Annotated in this window: 22 protein-coding genes; 10 read left to right on the top strand and 12 right to left on the bottom strand. The window is 61.7% G+C overall.

Annotated elements, in window-relative coordinates; translation table 11 throughout:
• The coding region (locus CBW66_RS28700; protein WP_139841719.1) for an integrase core domain-containing protein at positions 1-92 on the top strand (92 nt) is incomplete at its 5' end.
• 115 nt (positions 93-207) lie between these two features.
• Positions 208-720 carry a DUF1203 domain-containing protein gene (locus tag CBW66_RS23045; RefSeq protein ID WP_205701163.1) on the top strand — a complete coding sequence of 171 codons (513 nt, stop codon included), beginning with the start codon at positions 208-210 and terminating at the stop codon, positions 718-720.
• Here the strand turns inward: CBW66_RS23045 and CBW66_RS23040 are convergent.
• Positions 717-1,028: a hypothetical protein gene (locus tag CBW66_RS23040; RefSeq protein ID WP_086139396.1), complete on the bottom strand. Its 312-nt coding sequence runs from the start codon at positions 1,026-1,028 to the stop codon at positions 717-719. The two genes, CBW66_RS23045 and CBW66_RS23040, sit on opposite strands and share 4 nt — an antisense overlap.
• Before the next feature lie 393 nt (positions 1,029-1,421).
• On the opposite strand from CBW66_RS23040, the gene CBW66_RS23035 reads away from it, so the two are divergent.
• Together CBW66_RS23035 and CBW66_RS23030 are read left to right on the top strand one after the other, a co-directional pair.
• The gene (locus CBW66_RS23035; RefSeq protein WP_086142945.1) at positions 1,422-2,201 is read left to right on the top strand and encodes an acetoin reductase; all 780 of its coding nucleotides are present in this window, start codon (positions 1,422-1,424) and stop codon (positions 2,199-2,201) included.
• Positions 2,202-2,372: 171 nt separating this feature from the next.
• On the top strand, positions 2,373-2,861 hold the full coding sequence (locus CBW66_RS23030; RefSeq protein ID WP_086139394.1) for a hypothetical protein: 489 nt from the start codon (positions 2,373-2,375) through the stop codon (positions 2,859-2,861).
• 6 nt (positions 2,862-2,867) lie between these two features.
• On the opposite strand, the gene CBW66_RS23025 is transcribed toward CBW66_RS23030, so the two are convergent.
• Positions 2,868-3,716, bottom strand: coding sequence for a hypothetical protein (locus CBW66_RS23025; protein ID WP_086139393.1), 849 nt, complete (start codon positions 3,714-3,716; stop codon positions 2,868-2,870).
• 165 nt (positions 3,717-3,881) lie between these two features.
• Here CBW66_RS23025 and CBW66_RS23020 point away from each other — a divergent pair, with 165 nt between their 5' ends.
• Positions 3,882-4,448 (top strand): GNAT family N-acetyltransferase, encoded by a 567-nt coding sequence (locus CBW66_RS23020; RefSeq protein ID WP_086139392.1) that lies wholly within the window; start codon positions 3,882-3,884, stop codon positions 4,446-4,448.
• Positions 4,445-5,197, top strand: coding sequence for a metallophosphoesterase (locus CBW66_RS23015; RefSeq protein ID WP_086139391.1), 753 nt, complete (start codon positions 4,445-4,447; stop codon positions 5,195-5,197). Before CBW66_RS23020 ends, CBW66_RS23015 begins: the two co-directional genes overlap by 4 nt.
• Here the strand turns inward: CBW66_RS23015 and CBW66_RS23010 are convergent.
• From CBW66_RS23010 to CBW66_RS22985, 6 genes are all read right to left on the bottom strand, one after another.
• Complete coding sequence (locus CBW66_RS23010) at positions 5,194-5,823, bottom strand: hypothetical protein (RefSeq protein ID WP_139841718.1); 630 nt, start codon at positions 5,821-5,823, stop codon at positions 5,194-5,196. The two genes, CBW66_RS23015 and CBW66_RS23010, sit on opposite strands and share 4 nt — an antisense overlap.
• Positions 5,824-5,914: 91 nt before the next feature.
• Positions 5,915-7,258, bottom strand: coding sequence for a sigma-54 dependent transcriptional regulator (locus CBW66_RS23005; RefSeq protein ID WP_086139389.1), 1,344 nt, complete (start codon positions 7,256-7,258; stop codon positions 5,915-5,917).
• Complete coding sequence (locus tag CBW66_RS23000; RefSeq protein ID WP_086139388.1) at positions 7,251-9,161, bottom strand: ATP-binding protein; 1,911 nt, start codon at positions 9,159-9,161, stop codon at positions 7,251-7,253. The genes CBW66_RS23005 and CBW66_RS23000 overlap by 8 nt, the downstream gene beginning before the upstream one ends.
• Positions 9,162-9,405: 244 nt before the next feature.
• Complete coding sequence (locus tag CBW66_RS22995) at positions 9,406-10,398, bottom strand: porin (RefSeq protein WP_086139387.1); 993 nt, start codon at positions 10,396-10,398, stop codon at positions 9,406-9,408.
• Between the two features lie 108 nt (positions 10,399-10,506).
• Entirely contained in the window at positions 10,507-11,820 is a 1,314-nt protein-coding gene (locus CBW66_RS22990) for a dicarboxylate/amino acid:cation symporter (RefSeq protein ID WP_070224793.1), read from the bottom strand.
• Positions 11,821-12,204: 384 nt separating this feature from the next.
• Complete coding sequence (locus CBW66_RS22985) at positions 12,205-14,535, bottom strand: catecholate siderophore receptor Fiu (RefSeq protein WP_086139386.1); 2,331 nt, start codon at positions 14,533-14,535, stop codon at positions 12,205-12,207.
• A gap of 296 nt (positions 14,536-14,831) precedes the next feature.
• Here CBW66_RS22985 and nudC point away from each other — a divergent pair, with 296 nt between their 5' ends.
• Both nudC and folE read left to right on the top strand, forming a co-directional pair.
• Positions 14,832-15,668 carry an NAD(+) diphosphatase gene (nudC, locus tag CBW66_RS22980; protein ID WP_086139385.1) on the top strand — a complete coding sequence of 279 codons (837 nt, stop codon included), beginning with the start codon at positions 14,832-14,834 and terminating at the stop codon, positions 15,666-15,668.
• A gap of 76 nt (positions 15,669-15,744) precedes the next feature.
• Positions 15,745-16,311: a GTP cyclohydrolase I FolE gene (gene folE / locus CBW66_RS22975; protein ID WP_034781250.1), complete on the top strand. Its 567-nt coding sequence runs from the start codon at positions 15,745-15,747 to the stop codon at positions 16,309-16,311.
• Between the two features lie 45 nt (positions 16,312-16,356).
• On the opposite strand, the gene CBW66_RS22970 is transcribed toward folE, so the two are convergent.
• A complete protein-coding gene (locus CBW66_RS22970) occupies positions 16,357-17,199 on the bottom strand; it encodes a helix-turn-helix transcriptional regulator (protein ID WP_230492360.1) in 843 nt (280 codons plus the stop codon).
• A 168-nt stretch (positions 17,200-17,367) separates the two neighbouring features.
• On the opposite strand from CBW66_RS22970, the gene CBW66_RS22965 reads away from it, so the two are divergent.
• Positions 17,368-17,805: a hypothetical protein gene (locus CBW66_RS22965; RefSeq protein WP_086139383.1), complete on the top strand. Its 438-nt coding sequence runs from the start codon at positions 17,368-17,370 to the stop codon at positions 17,803-17,805.
• Here the strand turns inward: CBW66_RS22965 and CBW66_RS22960 are convergent.
• A complete protein-coding gene (locus CBW66_RS22960) occupies positions 17,799-18,164 on the bottom strand; it encodes a hypothetical protein (RefSeq protein WP_034781254.1) in 366 nt (121 codons plus the stop codon). The genes CBW66_RS22965 and CBW66_RS22960 overlap by 7 nt on opposite strands.
• A 75-nt stretch (positions 18,165-18,239) precedes the next feature.
• Entirely contained in the window at positions 18,240-18,668 is a 429-nt protein-coding gene (locus CBW66_RS22955) for an EamA family transporter (protein ID WP_086139382.1), read from the bottom strand.
• A gap of 289 nt (positions 18,669-18,957) precedes the next feature.
• Here CBW66_RS22955 and CBW66_RS22950 point away from each other — a divergent pair, with 289 nt between their 5' ends.
• On the top strand, positions 18,958-20,604 hold the full coding sequence (locus tag CBW66_RS22950; protein ID WP_086139381.1) for a methyl-accepting chemotaxis protein: 1,647 nt from the start codon (positions 18,958-18,960) through the stop codon (positions 20,602-20,604).
• Between the two features lie 4 nt (positions 20,605-20,608).
• Here the strand turns inward: CBW66_RS22950 and CBW66_RS22945 are convergent, their stop codons facing one another.
• Complete coding sequence (locus tag CBW66_RS22945) at positions 20,609-21,028, bottom strand: hypothetical protein (protein WP_086139380.1); 420 nt, start codon at positions 21,026-21,028, stop codon at positions 20,609-20,611.
• Between the last annotated feature and the right edge of the window lie 20 nt (positions 21,029-21,048).

Genomic DNA, 21,048 nt, shown 5'->3' with positions numbered 1-21,048 from the left:
AATCGGTGCGGATCTATAACCAGGAACGGCCGCATACGGCGCTGAAATACAAAACGCCCGATGCGGTGCATCGGGCGTTTTTACAGCAATAAATACTGTCAACCTATTTTAGGACTGGACAACACCGGTGGTAGAAGGCAATCCCGGGTCGCATTGTTTCATTCGGCAGCAAGAAGCGGATGGCGGCGCTGTCAGGATGCTGGTCTGATGGTGTTTTTGACGACGCCGGAGAACAGCATGGATTTTCGCATTACGGGGCTGTCGCCCGAGCCTTTTCTGCCCTTTTTTTTCCTATCCGATGCCGAGCTGGCGGCGCTCGGCATGCGGCGCTACGTGGTCGACCAATACCCCGGATTTCCTGACCGTATAACGCTGGAGGACGCCGCGCCGGGCGAGACCGTGCTGCTGTTGAATCATGTGTGCCAGCCCGCCATGACGCCTTACCGGGCTTGCCACGCCATTTTTATCCGCGAGGGCGCCACGCAAGTGTACGATGCCATCAATCAAGTACCGGAATCGATGCGGCGGCGTTTGTTGTCGCTGCGTGCCTATTGCGCCGACGGCATGATGCTCGATGCCGATGTGGTGGAAGGCGCCGCCATCGAGGCCGTCATTGCACGACTATTCGGCAATGCGGACGTCAGTTATATCCACGTCCACAATGCCAAGCGGGGCTGTTATGCGTGCCGCATCGACCGCGTTGACCGCTCTCTTGCTTAATCGCGCAGCCCCATCTCCAGGCTGTAGCTGGCCGCCGCACTCCTGCGCACCGCGTTGCGCATCAGGTAGACCTGCACCGTGTACTCGCCATCGGCCGGCAGTTTTACCTCGAAATTGTTGCCGCTGTTTGAACCGATGAACAGCGTTTCCTCCTGGCCTGACTGGCGGATGTTGAAGTCATTCGACGCCTGATTGGTTTTCAGCTTGACGCCGAGGGTCTGACCCGCCTTGCCCGTGAGCGTGTATGCGGCCGTGGCGTAGCCCTTGATCTTGTCTTGCACGCTGTACGCGGCTTTGCCTGCCGTCAACTCCACTGTTTCCTTGTGGACAGGGTCGGCGCTTCAGGCAGGCGTGGTCAAAACGAGGGCCGCCAGCAGCAGGCCGGGGCAAAGGGGCAGGTGACGACGCAGCATATGGCATTTCCTTTGACCGTCGATGAATAAGCAGACGGTGGCGATGCCGTCCATCCTGCGCCAGCGGTGGCCATGCGCCTGGACGGCAGCGCACGTATGGCCAGTTCGAGGACGGTTTTTTCACCTTTCTTGACCTATGTACTTTTTCTGGCCGCGCACGTTTGAAGATGCGGCGAAATACGATTTTCGGGTAGGCTGAAGCGTCTCTTCGATGCGGAACTGGCTGCGGGCGCCGCTGCGCCGGACCGGTTTTGCAGCTCTTCTTCCCTGTATTGAAAGGAACGCAGAATGGGTATTTCCGGAAAAGTCGCGCTGGTCACCGGTGCCGCGCAAGGTATCGGCAAGGCCATCGCCTTGCGTCTGGCCAAGGATGGCGCCGATATCGCGCTGGTGGATTTGAACCAGGAAAAGCTGGACACGGCCGCCGCCGAAGTGCGTGCGCTGGGGCGCCGCGCCGTCACCTTCATTGCCGACGTGTCGCAGCTCGATCAGGTGAGCGAAGCGGTGGCGTTTGCCGAGCAGGAACTGGGCGGCTTCGACATCATCGTCAACAACGCGGGCATCGCGCAAGTGCAGCCGCTGCTCGACGTCACGCCGGAAGAGGTCGACCGTATCATGCGCATCAATGTGCAGGGGACGCTCTGGGGCATCCAGGCGGCCGCCAAGACCTTCAAGAAGCGCAAGCAGAAGGGCAAGATCATCAATGCCTGCTCCATCGCCGGGCATGACGGCTTTGCTCTGCTGGGCGTGTATTGCGCCACCAAGTTTGCCGTGCGCGCGCTGACGCAGGCGGCGGCCAAGGAACTGGCGGCCGACGGCATCACCGTCAACGCGTATTGCCCTGGCGTCGTCGGCACGGACATGTGGGTCGAGATCGACAAGCGCATGGCCGAAGTGACAGGCGCCGAACTGGGTGCGACGTATAAAAAATTTGTGGACGGCATCGCGCTGGGACGCGCCGAGACGCCCGATGACGTGGCGGGACTCGTTTCCTTCCTGGCGGGGCCTGACGCCGATTACATGACGGGCCAGGCGCCGCTGATCGATGGCGGTCTCGTGTACCGTTGAGGTATTGACCGCGCAGAAAAAAACAGGCCGCGCTGTCACCGATAGCGCGGCCTGTTGGCGTGGCAATGCAGCGCTGGAATGCAGCAGGGGGAAGAGTGGCGTGGTGCTACACTCGCTATTTTCAGCGACGCCAGGCGTCGGAAAGACGGGACCATGCCAGTCGCACAGAACATGACATTACGCGCCGTTGCGCCCGGCGAAGAAGGGGCGCTGGCGCAGCTGTTCCAGCTGTACTGCTATGAGAATACCGCCTGGAGCGGTGAAGACGTGCTGGCCGACGGCCGCTACGATGTGTGCGATGCCGGGCTGGCCGAGTACGTGCATGCGCCCACGCATACTGCCGTCTGGATCGAGGTCGATGGTGCGCTGGCGGGCTTTTTCATCACGGAGCCTGGCGTGGCGGGCAAGCTGCCGGTGCAGGAGTTCAGCGACTTCTTTATTTTGAAGAAGTACCGGCGCCGGGGCGTGGCGCTGGAAGTGGTGCGGCGCGTGCTGCTGGGCAGCGAGCAGACGTGGATGGTGGCGATGTTCCGCGCCGATGCCGCTGCCTGCGCGTTCTGGCGGCAGGCATTTGCGCGCCTGCCGTTTGCCAGGATCGAGGCGTACGAGGATCCGGACTTGCCGCAGTTCCAGCTGACTTTGCTGAAACCGGCGGCCTGAGCCGGTTTAGAAGCGTACTTTTACATATGCCGACGGTCCCGTCAGGCGGATGTTCAGGTCGGCATCGCGTTCGCTGTCGCGGTGCAGCTTGATTTTCGAGATGCCGTAGTCGGCCACGAAACCGATATTCTTGAACGGGAACCACTCCACGCCGATATTGCCGCCGTAGATGTGGCCGTTGATGCGGCCGCCGTTTTTCTTGATGCCCGACGCTTCCGCATACATGCGCAAATCCGGCGTGAAGGCATGGCGCCAGCCCACTTCCAGCAGCGGCGCAAACGCGTGCTCGCCGATGGAGTCGCGCGCCGTGGCCGTTGCGCCATTGACGATGCCGGTGGCCGTGCCGTTCAAGTTGGCATGGTAATAGGCGGCGCCCAGGCCGATGCCCAAGGTGTCGTTGCCGCTGCCGAGCCACCATTTATAGGCCAGCTTGGCCAGGTCCAGCTTCAGATCGGCATTTGCCGTGGCCGTGCCCGTGACAGGCTGGCCATTGATGATGGTCTCGCCCGTCAGGCTTGGCGTGTAGGATTTGTCGTAGCGGTAGTAGTCGAATGCCAGGCCATGGCGGTCGCCGATCAGCAAGTCCGCCTTGATGCGCGGGATGGTCGTATGGCTTTGCTTCGATTCGGGCGCGTCGATGCGGCCAAATTGCGTGTCGGCGCCGATATTGATGCGCGGATCGGCGGAAAACGCACCCACCGAGATGCTGACACGGTCCAGGGTGGGCGATGGCTCGGCCCGTGCAGTGGCGGCCGCCGTGGCAATGCCCAACACGCCCAGCATCATGGCGCCGCGCAAGGCGAGGTGGTGCGGGCGTGGTGGGGACAGGCGGGTGGACACGGACATGACAGACATGGGGTAACTCCTCAAAATAAAGTGAAAACTGTCGCGACGTTTTGGGCAACAGTGCAATGAGGAAATGGTAGCAATTGTTACTTTTAAATTACGTAGCCGCACGGCGCAAATTACCGTCGGATTTGTCCTACCGTATGTAAGTCCTGGTTAGAGGAGAGGAAAACGATGCAAGCCATCATCGAGCTGGCGACACCGCGTTTGCTGCTGCGCCAATGGCGCGACAGCGACTTGCCGCCATTCGCAGTCCTGAATGCCGATCCCCGCGTGATGGCATATTTCCCGGCCGCCCTGTCGCGCGACGCCAGCGACGCCATGGCGCGGCGCTGCAGCGGATTGATCGCCGGGCGGGGCTGGGGTTTATGGGCAGTAACCTTGCGTGAAAACAATGCCTTCATCGGCATGACGGGGCTGCATAGCCCTGACGCGCAATTGCCGTGCTCGCCATGCGTGGAAATCGGCTGGCGCCTGGCATTCGATTACTGGGGACAAGGTTACGCGCAGGAAGCGGCGCACGCCGCCCTGCAGCTTGGTTTCGAGCGTTTGCAACTGCCGGAGATCGTCTCGTTTACGGCCTTGCCCAACGTGCGCTCGAGCACCTTGATGGCGCGCCTGGGCATGCGTCGCGATGCTGCCACCTTCGAGCATCCGGCCCTGCCGCCAGGGCACGCATTGCGCACCCATTGCCTGTATCGTCTGACGCGCGCAGAATGGGGCGCACAGGAGGGAACATGAGAATCGCCGCCATTTCCGATATCCACGGCAACCTCGATGCGCTGGACGCCGTGCTGGCCGACATCGCCCGGCGTGACGTGGACGTGACCGTCAACCTGGGCGATATCGTCTCGGGCCATCTGCAGCCGCGCGCCACGGCGGCGCGCCTGATGGGACTCGGCTTGCCCACCATCCGCGGCAACCACGAGCGCCAGCTGCTGGGCGATCCGGCCCGCATGGGGGTGTCCGACGCTTTTGCGCGCGCGCAACTGTTACCGGAGCAACTGGACTGGATCGCGGCGCTGCCCGCCACCTTGCGCTTGCACAAAGACGTGCTGCTCGTGCATGGCACGCCGACAAGCGATCTCGTGTATTTTCTCGACAGCGTCACGCCGCAAGGCAGCCGCGCCGCCACGCCGCAGGAGGTGGCCGAACGCGCCGGCGCGGCCGATGCGGCCTTGATCCTGTGCGGCCACACGCACGTGCCGCGCCAGGTGCGCCTGGCCGATGGACGGCTGATCGTCAACCCGGGCAGCGTCGGCTTGCAGGCCTACGACGACGACCACGGCTATCCGCACGTGATGGAAAACGGCACGCCGCACGCGCGCTATGCCATCGCGGAACAGGGCGCCGATGGCGCCTGGACGGCACAGTTACATGCGGTCAAGTATGACTGGGACAAGGCGGCCCGGCTGGCGCTGGCCAACGGGCGGCCCGACTGGGTCGTGCCCTTGCGCACGGGATTCGTCGGGCCGGCTGATGTTGCTTAGCAGCTTGGGGCGCGCGTGATGGGCACGGGCACCAGTTCCGTCTTGCCATCCTTGGCGATCACCCGGTTGATGCTGATGCTGCAGCGCTTGCCTTCCCACGAGAACGCCGCTTCGTAATCTTCGCCCGCGCGCGGCGTGAAGGTGATGTCGCCACTGCAGCTGGGCGAGACGGTTTCATAGTTGATGCCGTTGACCACATAAAATGGCGAAACATCCTGGAAGCCGATACGCAGGCTGCTTGGCTTGTCGGCTGGAACTTCATATTCGCGGAAATAGGCTTTCGAGAAAATCCCATCCTTGCGCGACAGGTTTTTCGACGTTTCCGTTTCCGGGATGCCCAGGCTGGTATTGCTGACACTGCCGATCAGGGAACCGAAGGCGGAACTCATGCCGCCACTGGCCTTTTCCACGCCATCGCTGAACATGCCGCGGATGCAACTGCTGTCGCGGTAGAGAAAGGCCGTGGCGCCATTCTGGCCGAACAGGCGCAGGCGGCTGATGGCCGATGTTGCCGGTGCCGCTGGCACGCTGGCCGCTTCGGCGGTGGCTGCTTCGGTGGTGGTGGTATCCTGGGCAAAACTGGCGCTGCAGAGCAACAGGAACAAGAGGAAAGCAGGTTTTTTCATTGGTTTTAAGAAATCATCAAAAAGAAACAACATATACTATTCGGCAATATTTTGTTGCTTTTTTTAAATCGCTTCGCCTCCCTCCAGACGCCTAGCGGAACTCTTCCGCCACCAGGTTGTACTTCTGCATCTTGTGATACAAGGTCTGTTTCGGCAAACCCAGTACGGCGCTCACTTCGCTGACATTGCCCGCATATGCGCGCAGTTCCTGCTCGATCAATGCACGTTCGAAGCCGTTCACCTGCTCCGCCAAGGACAGCGGGCTGGCCTGGCCGCCCGCCAGCAGGCTCGAGGCGCCACCGGCGATGCCGAGCACGAAGCGGTCGGCGATATTGCGCAGTTCGCGCACATTGCCGGGCCAGGAATGGGCCATCAGGTTGCGCATCTGGGCGCTCGAGACCACGGGCGCGGCGCGGTTGTAGCGGCCGGCGGCGGCCAGCACGAAGTGCTCGAACAGGATGGGAATGTCTTCGCGCCGTTCGCGCAGCGGCGGCAGATGCAGCACGATCAAATTCAAACGGTAATACAGGTCGCTGCGGAATTTCTGCTGCTGCGACAAGTCTTCCAGGTCCAGCTTGGCCGCCGCGATGACGCGCACGTCGACGGGCGTGGGCACGTTCGAGCCGAGGCGTTCGATATAGCGTTCCTGCAATACGCGCAGCAATTTGACTTGCAGGGACAGGGGCAGGCTTTCGATTTCGTCGAGGAAGAACGTGCCCTGGTCCGCATGCTCGATCTTGCCCACTTGCCGCTTGGCCGCACCCGTGAACGCGCCCGGTTCGTGGCCGAAGACTTCGCTTTCGAATATGCTTTCGGGAATCGCGCCGCAGTTGACGGCGACAAAGTTGTGCTTGCGGCGGTGGCTGAAGTCGTGCAGGCAGCGGGCCACCATCTCCTTGCCCGTGCCCGTGTCGCCATAGATCAGCACGTCGGCCGGTTCGTCGGCAACGTCGAGGATCAAACGCCGTATGTCGCGCATCGCCACGGAATTGCCCAGCAAGCGCGCTTCGATGCCGCCGCCGTCCTCGAGCTGGCGGCGCAGGCTGTGCACTTCCAGCGTCAGGCGCCGCGTTTCCAGCGCGCGCAGGATGACGTCGACCAGCTGGTCGGACGAATACGGTTTTTCGATGAAATCGTAGGCGCCCGTGCGCATGGCGTGCACGGCCATCGTGATGTCGCCGTGACCGGTGACGAGGATCACGGGCAGGTTGGCATCGAGCGTCTTGACCGCCTGCAGCAATTCCAGGCCGCTCATGCCGGGCAGGCGCACGTCGCTCACCACGATGCCGGGGAAATCGGGCGTCAGCAGTTTATAGGCCAGTTCGGCCGAGTGGAAGGCCAGCACGTCCAGACCGGCCAGCTGCAGTGCCTGCTCGCTGCCTTCGCGTACGGTGGGGTCGTCTTCGACCAGCAAGACCTTCAAGCCGTCAAACATGTTTTTCCTCCTGCGTTGCTATCTGTAGTTCGATGGTGAAGATGGCGCCGCCGCCGGGGGCGTTTTCGGCGCGCAGCACGCCGCCGAACTGGCGCGTGATCTGTTCGGAAATGGCCAGTCCCAGGCCCAATCCCAAGCCCTGCGGCTTGGTCGTGAAGAACGGTTCGAACAGGTGTTCATACACTTCCGTCGACAGGCCGGGACCCGTGTCGGCCACGTGGATCAGCACGTGCTCCGGCGTGCATTCGACGGCCACGCGCAGGCTGCGCACCTCGCTGCCGTTCATGGCGTCGAGCGCGTTGGCGTACAGGTTCACCAGCACCTGCTCCAGGCGGTTGCTTTCGCACATGGCGAAGATGTCTTCGGGCGGCAGTTGCAACGTAAAACGCACATTTTCCACCTGCAGCCGGCGTTCGACCAGGAACAGGGCGTTGCTGATCGCCGTGGGAATCGAGACGGAAGTCAGGCTGGTCGTCGATTTGCGCGCAAAGATCTTCAATTGCCCCGTAATGGTTCCCATCCTGGCCGCAATTTGCGAGATCTTCGCCAGGTTGCGCCGCGCATCGTCGAGCCTCCCCCGCTCGAGCAGAATGACGGCATTGTCGGACATGGTGCGCAGCGCCGTCAGCGGCTGGTTCAGCTCATGCGTGATGCTGGCCGACATCTGTCCCAGCACGGCCATCTTGCCTGCTTGGAAAAGTTCATTCTGCGTGATGTGGAGTTTCTGCTCGGCCTTGCTGCGCACCTCGATTTCCTGGCTCAGGCTTTGCGTCATGGCATTGAGTTCCGAGGTGCGTTCCTCGACCATGGCTTCCAGGTTGTCGTAGGCATGCTGCAGGTCCTCGCGGGCGCGCAATTTCTGCGCCACGGCCGCGCGGCGCTGGCGCAGGTAAAAGAACAGCAGCATGAAAAATCCCAGCAGTACGCACGAGAAGGCGGCCGCCGCGCGCGCGCTGGCCTTGGCCTGCGCCAGGTCGGACAGGTAAATGAAAGTCCAGCCTTGCGGCGACTTGAGCTTGATCTGCGTCATGACGCTCGAGCTGGTCTTCGGTGGCGTGTCGGCGTGTTCCTGCTCGCGCACGCTGATCACGCGCGCGCCGTTGCCCAGCTGGCGGTCGGAAACAAAAGGAATGGCTTCCAGCTGCTTCGAATAATACTGGCGCGTGCGGTTGAGTTCCTCGACGATGGCGGGCGACAGGGGCGCCAAGGTCTTGTATTTCCAGTCCGCCATGGAACTGAGGAAGATCACGCCGTGCTCGTCGGCCAGCATGACCTTGTCCGCGCCCTGTACCCAGCGTTTTTCCAACGTTTCCAGGTTGACCTTCACCGTTGCGAGACCCAGCATGTGGCCATTCTGGTAGATGCCGTGGGCAAAGAAGTAGCCGGGCTCCAGGCGCGTCGTACCCACGCCATAAAAGCGGCCCGGCGTGCCGCGCAAGGCGTCCTGGGCGTAGGGCCGGAAGGAAATATTATCGCCAATAAAGCTGTCGGGCTGCTGCCAGTTGCTGGCGGCCCGCGTGTTGCCGTCGAGGTTGCTGATGAAAATCGTCGAGGATTTGGCCTGGGCATTCATCTGCTCCAGGTAATGGTTGACGGTGTCGACCAGCACCGGGTCTTCCGGGTGCTGCAGCAGGCGGATCACGTCGCGGTTCAGTTCCAGGGTCTTGGGCAGGAAGTCGTATTTTTCCAGTGCATTTTCCAGGCTGCTCACATATACCTCGAGGCGCTGCGCGCCGCTCGCCTGCAGCTTGCCGATGGCGATGCGTTCCGTCCAGAAATACACGAGCCAGACGGTGGCCAGGCAGGCGGCCAGCACCACGCCCCAGGCCAGCGTTTCGCGGCCCGAGCGTTGCGACAGGCGCTGGCGCCAGGAAAGGGAGGATTTAGTAGTACTGCTATTCATAAAATCAGCTGCCAACTTGCAAGAACCCACAGTATCGCATCTTGATGTGTCTCAACATAAAAAAAGCCGCCGGACATACATCCGGCGGCCTGCGCATTTACGCATTTATTTCACGGACCTTTCGACGTCCGACAAAATCGTGGCGAGCGGTAGTGATTTGTGGCCGAGAAGCGCAACCGTACTTTAGTACGGTGAGCATCGCCGGCCGCAAAGCGCGCCGCGCAGTAGATTTTGGCCGACGTCCTTAGAACGTGTGGCGCATACCGAGGTTGAAACCGCTGTTGCCGGTGCCATTGTCGGTAGCATTGCCGACGACAAAGGTGGCGCCGTTCTTGTTGCTGATGTGGCCGTAACCGGTGTACAGGTCGGTGCGCTTGGACAGGGCGTAGAACGCGCCGATGGCCCATTGCTGCGCGTCATGGTTCACATTGCTCTTGTCGTTGTGGCGGATGTAGGACGCGACCAGCTTGGTGGCGCCGAACGGGGCGCTGAAACCGACGAGGATGTCGTTGCTCTTGCTGTTGTCCAGGGCGCGGTTGTCGGCGTAGCCGAAGTTACCTTGCACGACGCCAAAGTCGTAGCGGGCGGCCAGCAGGCTGTTGCGCGTTTGCTGGGTCGCCAGCGCATTTTCCTTGCGGTGGTGCGTCAGGGTCACGTTCAGCGGACCGTCGATGTAGTGCACGGCGCCACCCATGCTGCGGTTCTTCGCATTGTCGCCGGCCACTTCGCCGAAGCCATACGCCAGGTCGGCCGACAGCTTGCTCCAGGTCGGCGTGGAGTATTGCACCATGTTATCAACGCGGATATTCGTCACCATCAGGTTCGACGCCGTGCCGGCCAGGCCGATGACAAACGGATCGGCCACGTCGCGCAGTGCCAGGTAGTACGGCGAGTACTGGCGGCCCAGGGTGAGGGCGCCGGCGCTGCCGGTCAGGCCGACATAGGCCTGGCGACCGAACAGCAGGCCGCCCTGACCCGAGGTACCGGTATCGATATTGAAACCGCTTTCCAGCACGAAGGTAGCGGCCAGGCCGCCGCCCAGGTCTTCCTTGCCTTTGAAGCCGATGCGCGAGCCCGAGGCGACGCCGGAAGCGACGCGGTTCAGGCGGTCTCCGGCCGCATCCTTGTCGAACACCAGGCCGGCGTCAGCCACGCCGTAGATGGTCACGCTCGATTGGGCCATGGCGCCGGTGGAGGCTGCGCCGAGGGTCAGCAGGGTAAACAGGACTTTTTTCATGAAAATCTCTCTAATAAGTTGGAATGACTACTGATCGCACTACCTGACTGCTTGTTACTCAACATCGACAACAAATAAATAGCCCGCTTGTGGCGGGCCATGGCGCTATCAGGCTTTGCTAGCGTGATCCGCTTCGCCCCAATGGCTTTCCGTGTTCTGGTTGGCCGCGTTGGCCGCGGCTGCTTCTTCCTCGGTGGCCAGGCCACCTTCCCACTTGGCGACGACAGCCGTGGCGACGGCATTGCCGACTGCGTTGGTGGCCGAACGGCCCATGTCGAGGAATTGGTCGACGCCCATCAGCAGCAGCAGGCCCGCTTCCGGAATATTGAACTGGTTCAGGGTCGCGGCAATCACCACCAGCGAGGCGCGCGGCACGCCGGCCATGCCTTTCGAGGTCAGCATCAGCAGCAGCAGCATGGTGATCTGCGTGCCGATCGACAGGTCGATACCGTAGGCTTGCGCGATGAACAGCACGGCGAAGGTGCAGTACATCATCGAGCCATCCAGATTGAAGGAGTAGCCCATCGGCAATACGAAGCTGGAAATCTTGCGGTCCACGCCGAACTGGTCGAGCGCCGTCAGCAGTTTTGGATAGGCCGCTTCCGAACTGGCCGTCGAGAATGCCAGCAGGAACGGTTCGCGGATCAGGCCGACGAGCTTGAAGATGCGCGGGCCGATGACGACGAAGCCGGCGCCGATCAGCAGGGCCCACAGGCACATCAGGCCCAGGTAGAAGCCGCCCATGAACTTGGCAAACGTGACCAGCACGCCCAGGCCGTGCGTGGTGATGACGGAAGCCATTGCAGCGAACACGGCCAGCGGGGCCAGGTTCATGATGGTGCCGGTGATACGCAGCATGACTTGCGCCAGTTGGTCGACGACGGCCGTCAGGGTCTTGCCCGATTCGCCCAGGCCGGCCAGTGCGCCGCCGAAGAAGATCGAGAACACCAGCACTTGCAGGATTTCATTGTTGGCCATGGCCTCGATCGGCGACTTCGGCACCAGGTGCGTGAAGAAATCTTTCAAGGTGAAGGCGGCCGTTTTCAAATTCGTTGAAGCGTGTACGTCGGGCAATGGCAAGCCCAGGTTGGTACCGAGCTGCATCAGGTTCGACAGCACCATGCCCAGCGCCAGCGAGACCAGCGAGGCGACGACGAACCAGCACATGGCTTTCAGGCCGATGCGACCGGCCGTCTTGCCGTCGCCCATGTGGGCGATGCCGACCGTCAGGGTGGAAAATACCAGCAGCGCAATGATCATCTTGATCAGGCGCAGGAAGACGTCGGTGACGATGGAAATATTGCCAGCGATTTGCTTGCTCATGTCCGCATCGGGGAAGGCGGAATGGCATCCATAACCGACGGCAATGCCGAGGATCATGGCAATCAGGATGTACAGGGTTAATGGCCGTTTCTTTTTCATTATGACTCCTCCGGTGAAACGCCGCTGTGAGCGGATTATTGATTGCGAGCAACTCAAGCTTGGAGTCAATATTTCTCAAAAACAAGCCCTTGCGTGCCAGCGATTATTTGCAGCAAAACCTGTACATAGCAAAGGATATGCCTGAAATGGGAATTTGGGACTTAACTTCTTAAGTTGTTGATTCGAGGAAGCTTTTTTGTTGCTTAGATGTCGCAACTTTGCACGCTTGCGCGAAATATTGGACGCGGCAGGCCATCGCTGTATGACTTTTCATACGCTAGTCACGGCAGGGTGGCGCTACGCTAAAAAGACAAGATTATCAGGACAATAAAAAAGCCCCTCCGAAGAGGGGCTTGACGTGACGCAATGCGTGTTCTCTTGATGTTAGAACTTGATATTGGCCGTCAGGCTGAAGGAACGGGGCTGGCTTGGCGTGTAGCGGAAGCCGGACTTGTTGATGGCCGCCACATAGGTCTTGTCGGCCAGATTGTAGGCATTCAACTGCAAGTCGAGGTTCTTGTTGACGGTGTAGGTCGCCATGGCGTCGAAGACCCAGTAGGCATCCACGCGGGCCGGCGTACCGACGGCGCCATCTGTGCCGCGCAGCATTTCACCCACGTAACGCGCGCCGCCGCCGATCTTCAGGCCGAAGGGCAGGGTGTACGAGGTCCAGCCCGTGAATGCCTGTTTCGGCGTGTAGCTGAGGTTATTGATGCCGCTGGCCGTGACGACCTTGCCAGACTCGACCTTGGTATTCATGCGCGTGTAGCCGGCGCTGACCAGCCAGTTCGGCATGATCTCGCCCACCATGCCGATTTCGACGCCCTGCACGCGTTTCTTGCCATTCTGATAGTAGATCAGGTCGACGGGATCTTGTTCTACTTCATTTTTCACGTCCGTCTGGTAGATGGCGGCCGACAGCGACAGTTTTTGTTTCAGGAAATCCCACTTGGTGCCGATTTCCTTGGTGGTGGTTTCCTGCGGATCATAGATCGGATTTTGCGCGCTGCTGGCACCCGTGCTCAGCGTGAAGTTGGTGCCCGGCGGCGCCTTCGAGGTGGCCCACAGCGCATACACGCTGCTGTCCGGCGTCGGCTTGTACAGGGCCGAGATCTTGCCGTTGGCGAAGGTGTCGTTCAGGGTGATGTGCACGGGAATAGGCGTGCCCACCGGCAGTTTTTGCACCTGGCCTGCGGCGACGGCCGTTTGCAGGGTGACGGCGTCATAGCTGGTGTTGAAGTGGTCGAAGCGCACGCCGCCGTTGAAGATCCATTTGTCGCCGAACTTGATGGTGTCGAAGACATAGGCGCTTTGCGTGTTGACTTCGCCTTGGCTGTAGGCGCCGCTACGCACGGGCTGGTAGCCGGTGACGGGGTCGCGCGGGTTCGGATGGTACAGATTGGCGTCCGGCATCGTGCCCAGGCTGGCAGGCACATAGCTGTAGTTGGTCTGCTTTTCGCTGGTGAATTCGGCGCCGGCCACCACGGAGTGCTTGAGCACGCCCGTGTCGAATTGCGCGCTGACCACGGTCTGGTTGGTCAGAATCGTGTTTTCCTGATCCTTGACGGTGCGCAGCGAGCGCGCCAGGGTCCAGGTCGACGGATCGGTGGCGACCGGCGTCTTCAGGTTGGCGGTGCTGCCCATGAAGGCCGTCAGCAGGTAATCCTGCTTGGTCTTGCCGTAGCGCGTGGTGTTTTGGATCTGCACGTTGGGCAAGAAATCATGGTCGATGCGCAAGGTCCCCATATCGGCCTTGACCTTGTCGTGGTCCGCGGTGGAACCGTAGAAATTCTTCGGATCGACCTTGGCGGCGCTGTTCAGGAAGGTGCGGATGACCTTGTTCGTCGACGTGATACTGTCCGGCGTGCTGTAGCCGGGCAGGCCGATGGTGGGCACGAAGCCGTCGGGCACGTTATTTTGATCCACGTGCAGGTAGCTGGCCGTGATGCGCGTCGGCTTGCCGATGCCGAAGGTGACGGTAGGCGCGAAGGCCCAGCGCTTGTTCTTGACTTCGTCGCGCGCCGGATTGCCGCTGTCCTGCGTCATCAGGTTCAGGCGGAAAGCCGTGCCGGAATCGGCGTCGATGATGCGGTTCCAGTCGGCCGTGGCGCGTTTCTGCTTGCCGCTGCCGGCCGTCAGCAGCGAATTGAACTTGTTTTCCATGGTGGCCGTCTTGCTGACCAGGTTGATCGAACCGGTCGGCGAACCGCGGCCGCTGTCGGTGCCCGCCGGGCCCTTCAGCACGTCGATCTGTTCGATGTTGAAGACGTCGCGCGAGATGGAGCCCACGTCGCGCACGCCATCGACATAGATGCTGCCCGAGGCATCGAAGCCGCGCATGTAGACGGCGTCGCCCGTGTTCGTGTTGCCGTTTTCGCCGAGGAAGAAGGTACCGACGCCGGGCGTGTTGCGCAGCGCATCCGTCAAGGTCAGCGCGCCTTGCTGTTCGATCAATTCCTTCTTGATCACGACGATGGTTTGCGCCGTGTTGACGAGATCTTCCGTGTATTTCGGCGACGAGGCTTTTTCGGCCTTGAAGTCATTTTCCTTGGAGCCCACGACCTTGATTTCGTTCAGGGTTTGCTGCGATGCCGGGGCACTTTGGCCGGCGGGGTCGGCCGCCTGGGCGGCGACGGGCAGCAGCATTACGGCCAAGGCGGCGCCGATGTGCTGGTTGAAACGGGTTGGGGCGTGTTTGCGGCTCTTGATTGCCATCTTGCTCTCTCGATAAGGTCAGGGTAGTGGTTCCTGGCTGGCTCTGCGCCGCAGTGCTTGGGCACGCGGGCAAGTGGCTGGCGATGGAGACGGAATAGGCGGTATTGTAATAACTGGGCGCTATTTCGTAAATGAGAATCGTTATCAGTATCGTTTACGCAACGAATTGGACTTAGCGCAAAAAAAACATGCGCATGGCTCATGAATGCTTGCTTTGCCGCCCGGGCACTGCTATGCGCGCAAGCGTCCGGCAGCGGGAGTATGATGAGCAACCTTTACAAATTTCTTCCCAGCACATGCTGCACACTCCCCTTGCTTTCGTCCCCCTGATCGACACGCCCGAACCGGCGCCGGCCGCCAACGAGACGCTGACGTTCATCTTTCACCGCGGGCGTTTATTGTTGCGTACGCCCGAGCTGACCCTGCCCACTGCCGCCGAGGCGGCCGCGCTCGATATCGACCTGAGCCGCGCCCAGCCGGTGGGCTGGTGGCAGGGCCGCTATTGCCAGACCGTCTGGGCGGATGCGGAGTTGTTGCCCGCCGATAGCGGCCTGGCGTATCACGGCATGCGTTCGCTGTTCAACGCCGTCGACGATGATTTCCTGGGCCTGGCCAGCCGCGCCGTGCAGCTGGCCGAGTGGGCGCGCACGCACCGCCACTGCGGCGCGTGCGCCACGCCCATGCAGCGCACGCGCGGCGAACGCTGCTTTACGTGCGCCGCCTGCGGCATGCTCGCGTACCCGCGCATTTCGCCCGCCATGATGGTGCTCATCCGCAAGGGCGAGCAGGTGTTGCTGGCGATGCATAAGAATTCGCCGTCGCAGCGCTTCAGCCCGCTGGCCGGTTTCCTCGAAGCGGGCGAATCGATCGAGGAAGCCGTGCACCGCGAAGTGATGGAAGAGGTGGGCTTGCGCGTGCATAACTTGCAGTACTTCATGAGCCAGTCCTGGCCGTTTCCCCATTCGCTGATGATCGCGTTTACGGCCGATTACCTCGATGGCGAAATTCGCCTCGACGAGAACGAGATCGCCGAGGCGCGCTGGTTCGGCCCCGGCGATGCATGGCCGGAAGCGAGTTCGAGCGTGTCGATTTCCGCGCTGCTGGTGGGCGCGCACCGCCCGCCAGCGGCCTAGAAAGCCGGGGCTGCTCGGGCAGCTTGCCGCATTTTCTATATACTGGCGGCAATTGCAAATTTTAGGGTGGTGTAGCATGTCTCAAGAAGAATTCTCCGAAAACGACTGGCGCCGGCTGATCAGCAGCCTGGGCGAAGATCCGCAGCGTCCTGGCTTGCTGGAAACGCCGGCGCGCGTGGCCAAGGCGTGGAAGCACTGGACCTCCGGCTATGGCCAGGACCCGGTGGATTTGCTGAAAGCGTTCGAAGATGGCGCGGAACAGTACAACGAACTGATCGTCGTGCGCGGCATCCCCGTCTACAGCCATTGCGAACACCACCTGGCGCCATTCTTCGGCAAGGCCACCATCGGCTACGTACCCAACGGCAAGATCGTCGGCCTGTCGAAACTGACGCGCCTGGTCGATTGCTTCTCCAAGCGCCTGCAAGTGCAGGAACGCATGACGATGCAGATCGCTAATGCCCTGATGGAAGTGCTGGAACCGAAATCGGTGGGCGTGGTCGTACGCTGCCGCCACCTGTGCATGGAAAGCCGCGGCATCCGCACGCCGGGCGAAGAAACCATCACCTCGGCCATGCTGGGCGAGATGCAGCCGAACCTGGCGCTGCGCACGGAATTTCTGGCCCTGGCGCGCGAAGTCTGATTTTCGCAGACGATGCAGGACGAAGGCGGCATATGCCGCCTTTTTTCATGCGCATCCGGATTCCCGTTCCGCCAGGTAGCGGGCCGGCGGCTTGCCCACGGCCTTGCGGAACATGGTGACAAAACCGCTGGCGTTTTCATAACCGAGTTCCAGCGCCACCGCTTTCACGCTGTGGCCTTGCGCCAGCCGCTGCAAAGCCAGGATCACGTGCAATTGCCGGCGCCAGCCGCCCACGCTCATTCCCATTTCCTCCAGCGACAGCCGGGTCATGCTGCGCTCGCTCATACCGATGCGGCTGGCCCACTCGGCCAGGGTGCTTTTATCGGCTGGCTGCGCCAGCAGCAGGGCGGCCAGCCGACGCAAACGCGCATCGCGCGGCATCGGCAGATGCAAGTCTTCCACGGGCGCGTCCGCCAATTCGTCGAGCAGGGTGGCCACCAGGCGCTCCTGCGCGCCCTGCAGCGCGGCCAGGGTGGGAAAACCGGCCGCCTTGGCGATCAGTTCGCGCAGCAACGGCGAGACGGCCACGGTGCAGCAGACGGCCGGCAGAGCCGGTGCCATGGCCGGCTCGACAAACAGGCAATAGCACTCGGCCGCGCCCACGCCCTGCGCCGAATGCATCAGGCCACCCGGTATCCAGACGGCGCACTGGGGCGGCACGATCCACACGCCGCTTTCCACCTCGCAATGAATCACGCCCCGCGTGGCATACAGCAACTGCCCCTTGCGGTGCTGGTGCGGCGCCTGCTCCGCCTCCTCGGGCACGCTGGCCAGGCCCACGGCCAGCAAGGGGCGCAGCACGCCGTCGACGTCGAAATCGAGGATGGCGGCGTCATCGTCCAAACCCAGGTGGGCCGTCAGCATGCTGGGCAAGAGGGGATGGGGCATGGGAATACTTTGGCTGGATTGAATAATATTGTGGCTATTTTATGCAATGACGCGTGAGGCCGCCAACGCTATCGTATGGGCATCCGCAGCCCCGCTTCAACGGCAACCGCCGCCGCCCGTGTTCTGATGAAGGTGAGGAGAAACGGCAACCCCTTGAAGGAGTCTCCCATGCAACTCGATAGCACCGATTTCCCCCTCGTCTGGATGCGCCGCGACAAGGCCGCCAGCGGCCCCGACGATGCCTTGTTCGCCCAGTTCGAGGAACTGCTGGCGCGCCAGCAAGCGTTTGTGATTCTCAGCGAAGAAGGCCTGGACGAGGATGGGCATGACCATCCGCAGGAAGAGCGCAAGCGCGCCGTACTGTGGATGAAGCGGCACAAGGCCGCGCTGCGTGCGTATATTCAGGGCATGGTGCTGGTTGAGCCGAGCGCCGCCAAGCGCCTGGCCGGCAAGGCTTTTGCCGTCATGTTCGGCCAGTTCTGGGGCTATCCCCTGCATTTCGGCACCAGCCGCGACGACGCGCTCGACATCGCGCAGCATTTGATCCGTGCCTGGTTGCCGCCGCAACTGCCGCCAGGCGACGGCAGCACGGCCGCGCATCAGTAGCGGTAGTCGTTGACGAAGTGTTTTGTGAAGTTGTACTTGCTGCCGCCGTCGAGCAAGTCGACCAGGCGTTTCGGCGCCGAGGCCGACATGAAGGCGTCGGCCGCGCCGCCCGTGCTGCGGAACTTCATGCCGGGGCTGAGGATCTGGTTGGCGCCGATTTTCAGGTGCTGGAAGCTTTTCGTTTTCTCATTGTTGAGAATAAAATGTAATTCCTGCTTGAAGGTCAGGAAGGGAATCTTCAGCCACCAGCCTTCGTCCGTGCCATAGCTGGCAACGCTGGCAAAATGCGTGTTCTTGTCCGTCAGCGTGGGTTTGCCCAGGCGGTCGTTGATGCGTTTCATGGCTTCATTCTTGGTCATGCTGTGCTTTCGTGATTCATCGTGTATCCGGAGCGCATTTTGACACACGCCCGCCGCCGCGTGCCGCGTCGTGCATCACAGCAGCAAAATCAGCGAGCCGAGTACGATCAAGCCGCCGCCGGCCGCCGCTTTCAGGGTGAACGGTTCGCCCAGCACCAGCCAGCCCGCCAGCATCACCAGTGCCACGCTGAGCTTGTCGACGGGCGCCACCAGCGAGACAGGACCCAGCTGCAGCGCGCGGAAATAGCACAGCCACGACAGCCCCGTGGCCACGCCAGAGGCGATCAGGCAAGTCCAGCCCACCCAGTTGCCGCCGCTGGGTCGCTGCCATTCCGCGCGCAGCGAAATGATGGCGGCCGTCACCAGCAGGATCACGCCCGTGCGTATCAGAGTGGCCATATTGCTGTTCAGATGGGCGACGCCCAGCTTGCCCAGGATGGCCGTCAGGGCCGCGAACACGGCCGACAGGATGGCAAAGCCTTGCCAGGTAAACGTGGTCGACATGGGACTTCCTGCGCGGTAAGGAACTGCAGTGACTGTAGCTCAAAAGAATGGCGGCCGTTGGCCCCTTTTTTATTGCAACGCAACATCAATTCTCATCAATTGTCGCAACGCATTAACAACACCAGGCAAAATTCATTGCTTCCCGGCATTGTAAATATCGGTCGTTCGAGCGTATGCTGGTGTCGTCAGAACGGTGCCGCCAGAGCACCGTTGCCGCCGCATTCCGGGCCAGCCGAGCTGGAAGCGGGCCACGCCCCTTCGCCGCACAATAGAGAGTTGGAGACACAGCATGAAGAAATTGACGTTCCAGCAGAAGTTATGGATTCCCCTGATTTGCAGTCTGTTGTGCATCACCGTTATTTTTGTCTACAACGCCCTGGACATTCGCAAGATCCGCATCGAAGAACGCAGCGCCGACCTGAGCAATGCCGCCGACCTGGGCCTGGGCGCCGTCAAGATGTTCGGCGACCTGGCCGCCAGCGGCGCCCTGACGAAGGAAGAAGCGCAAAAGCAGGCCACCGCCGTCATCAAGAGCATGCGTTTCGGCGAGACCGGCTATTTGTCCATCATCAACTTCGATGCCGTCGTCGTGATGAATCCCGCCGCACCGCAAACCGATGGCAAGAACATGGGGGATTTTAAAGACGCGAACGGCACCTATCTGTACCGCGATATCGTGGCCGTCGGCAAGAGCGATACGGGCAAGGGCTTCGTCCACTATTATTTCCCCCGTCCCGGCCAGAAGACGCCCGAACCGAAGATGAGCCGCGTGGTGGCCTACAAGCCATGGAGCTGGACCATCGTGACGGGCGTGTACATGGATGATATCGATGCGGCTTTCCGCCAGTCGCTGCTCACCTCGCTGGGCGTGCTGGTGCTGGTGTGCGCGCTGCTGGCCGCCGTCGTCGTGGTGATCAACCGCAGCCTGCGCCATGCGCTGGGCGGCGATCCCGAGTATGCGGCCGACGTGGCGGAAAAGATCGCGAATAACGATTTGAGCGGCGTCGTGCGCACGCATGCCAGCGACCGCCACAGCGTGCTGTACGCGATGAAAACCATGCAAACCAACCTGGTCGACGCGATCAGCGAAATCCGCCACAGCGCCGAGACGATCGCCACGGCATCGAGCGAGATTGCCAGCGGCAATATGGACCTGTCGGCGCGTACGGAAATGCAAGCCAGTTCGCTGGAAGAAACGGCGGCCTCGATGGAGGAGTTGACCTCGACCGTGACGCAAAACGCGGGCAACGCCGTGCAGGCGAATGAACTGGCGCAGTCCGCTTCCGCCGTGGCCCGCCAGGGCGGCGCCGTGGTGGCGCAAGTGATCGGCACCATGGACACCATCAACGCTTCGTCGCGCAAGATCGTCGACATCATCGGCGTCATCGACGGCATCGCTTTCCAGACGAATATCCTGGCGCTCAACGCGGCCGTGGAAGCGGCGCGCGCGGGCGAACAGGGACGCGGTTTTGCCGTGGTGGCGTCGGAAGTGCGCAACCTGGCCCAACGATCCGCCGGCGCAGCGAAGGAAATCAAGGAACTGATCGGCGCCTCCGTCGACAGCATCGCGGCCGGCAGCACCCTCGTCGCACAGGCGGGCACGACCATGGATCAGGTGGTCGCTTCCGTGTCGCGCGTGACCGACATCATGGCCGACATCACGGCCGCCTCGCACGAGCAGAGCACGGGCATCGGCCACGTCAACCAGGCGATCACGGAGATGGATAGCGTGACGCAGCAAAATGCGGCACTGGTGGAAGAGGCGGCGGCAGCGGCGTCGAGCATGCAGGACCAGGCGGCCGTGCTGGCTCAGCTGGTGGCGCGCTTCAAACTGTCGGCGCAGGAGTCAGGGACGGCGCCGCGCCTGGCGGCCACTTCGGCTGGCGCACCGCGCGCCGTGGCGAAAAAACCGCTGCGCAGCCTGGCGGCGCGTTAAGGTTTTACTGCGCTGGCGCTTGCGGCGCCGGCTCGAATTCCAGCTTGTCATCGACGACCACGAATTGCCCGACCGGCTGACCCAGGTCGGCTTTCGGGTCGTTTTCCATTTCCGTCAGCTCATTGCAGGTATTCGTTTCCGCCTGCCACAGCTGCTTGCCCATGCGGATATTCCACAGGCCATCGCCGGCCGCGAACAGCTCGACCTTGATGTCGGCCGGCGCATCGGTGGACAGCATATGCAGGCGCTGGCATTGCGGCAGATTGGTGGCCATCAGCTGCACTTCCACGGTATCTTGCCAAAAATAGCGTTGCTGGCGGCGCACGGTCAAGGAATGGTCTTGCCCATCAAACATGTAGATGGCGAAGTCCTGGACACAGCCTGACAGCAGGACGGACAGCGTGACGATCAGGAATTTGCGCATGGTCGGCTTTCTTTGTTTGT

The sequence above is a fragment of the Janthinobacterium sp. GW456P genome (assembly GCF_002127655.1).
Taxonomy (GTDB): domain Bacteria; phylum Pseudomonadota; class Gammaproteobacteria; order Burkholderiales; family Burkholderiaceae_D; genus Janthinobacterium.
Note: the sequence above shows the minus strand (reverse complement) of the source record. Positions and strands in the feature narration are given on the sequence as shown.

Bases quoted from the DNA above. Each gene is read 5' to 3' on its own strand.
- CBW66_RS22955 (WP_086139382.1), bottom strand. From the start codon at position 18,668: ATGTCGACCACGTTTACCTGGCAAGGCTTTGCCATCCTGTCGGCCGTG.
- CBW66_RS22970 (WP_230492360.1), bottom strand. From the start codon at position 17,199: ATGCCCCATCCCCTCTTGCCCAGCATGCTGACGGCCCACCTGGGTTTG.
- CBW66_RS22990 (WP_070224793.1), bottom strand. From the start codon at position 11,820: ATGAAAAAGAAACGGCCATTAACCCTGTACATCCTGATTGCCATGATC.
- CBW66_RS22960 (WP_034781254.1), bottom strand. From the start codon at position 18,164: ATGACCAAGAATGAAGCCATGAAACGCATCAACGACCGCCTGGGCAAA.
- CBW66_RS23035 (WP_086142945.1), top strand. From the start codon at position 1,422: ATGGGTATTTCCGGAAAAGTCGCGCTGGTCACCGGTGCCGCGCAAGGT.
- CBW66_RS23030 (WP_086139394.1), top strand. From the start codon at position 2,373: ATGACATTACGCGCCGTTGCGCCCGGCGAAGAAGGGGCGCTGGCGCAG.
- folE (WP_034781250.1), top strand. From the start codon at position 15,745: ATGTCTCAAGAAGAATTCTCCGAAAACGACTGGCGCCGGCTGATCAGC.
- CBW66_RS22945 (WP_086139380.1), bottom strand. From the start codon at position 21,028: ATGCGCAAATTCCTGATCGTCACGCTGTCCGTCCTGCTGTCAGGCTGT.
- CBW66_RS23010 (WP_139841718.1), bottom strand. From the start codon at position 5,823: ATGAAAAAACCTGCTTTCCTCTTGTTCCTGTTGCTCTGCAGCGCCAGT.
- CBW66_RS23020 (WP_086139392.1), top strand. From the start codon at position 3,882: ATGCAAGCCATCATCGAGCTGGCGACACCGCGTTTGCTGCTGCGCCAA.
- nudC (WP_086139385.1), top strand. From the start codon at position 14,832: ATGCTGCACACTCCCCTTGCTTTCGTCCCCCTGATCGACACGCCCGAA.
- CBW66_RS22950 (WP_086139381.1), top strand. From the start codon at position 18,958: ATGAAGAAATTGACGTTCCAGCAGAAGTTATGGATTCCCCTGATTTGC.
- CBW66_RS23005 (WP_086139389.1), bottom strand. From the start codon at position 7,258: ATGTTTGACGGCTTGAAGGTCTTGCTGGTCGAAGACGACCCCACCGTA.
- CBW66_RS22995 (WP_086139387.1), bottom strand. From the start codon at position 10,398: ATGAAAAAAGTCCTGTTTACCCTGCTGACCCTCGGCGCAGCCTCCACC.
- CBW66_RS23015 (WP_086139391.1), top strand. From the start codon at position 4,445: ATGAGAATCGCCGCCATTTCCGATATCCACGGCAACCTCGATGCGCTG.
- CBW66_RS23025 (WP_086139393.1), bottom strand. From the start codon at position 3,716: ATGTCTGTCATGTCCGTGTCCACCCGCCTGTCCCCACCACGCCCGCAC.
- CBW66_RS22965 (WP_086139383.1), top strand. From the start codon at position 17,368: ATGCAACTCGATAGCACCGATTTCCCCCTCGTCTGGATGCGCCGCGAC.
- CBW66_RS23000 (WP_086139388.1), bottom strand. From the start codon at position 9,161: ATGAATAGCAGTACTACTAAATCCTCCCTTTCCTGGCGCCAGCGCCTG.
- CBW66_RS22985 (WP_086139386.1), bottom strand. From the start codon at position 14,535: ATGGCAATCAAGAGCCGCAAACACGCCCCAACCCGTTTCAACCAGCAC.
- CBW66_RS23045 (WP_205701163.1), top strand. From the start codon at position 208: ATGGTGTTTTTGACGACGCCGGAGAACAGCATGGATTTTCGCATTACG.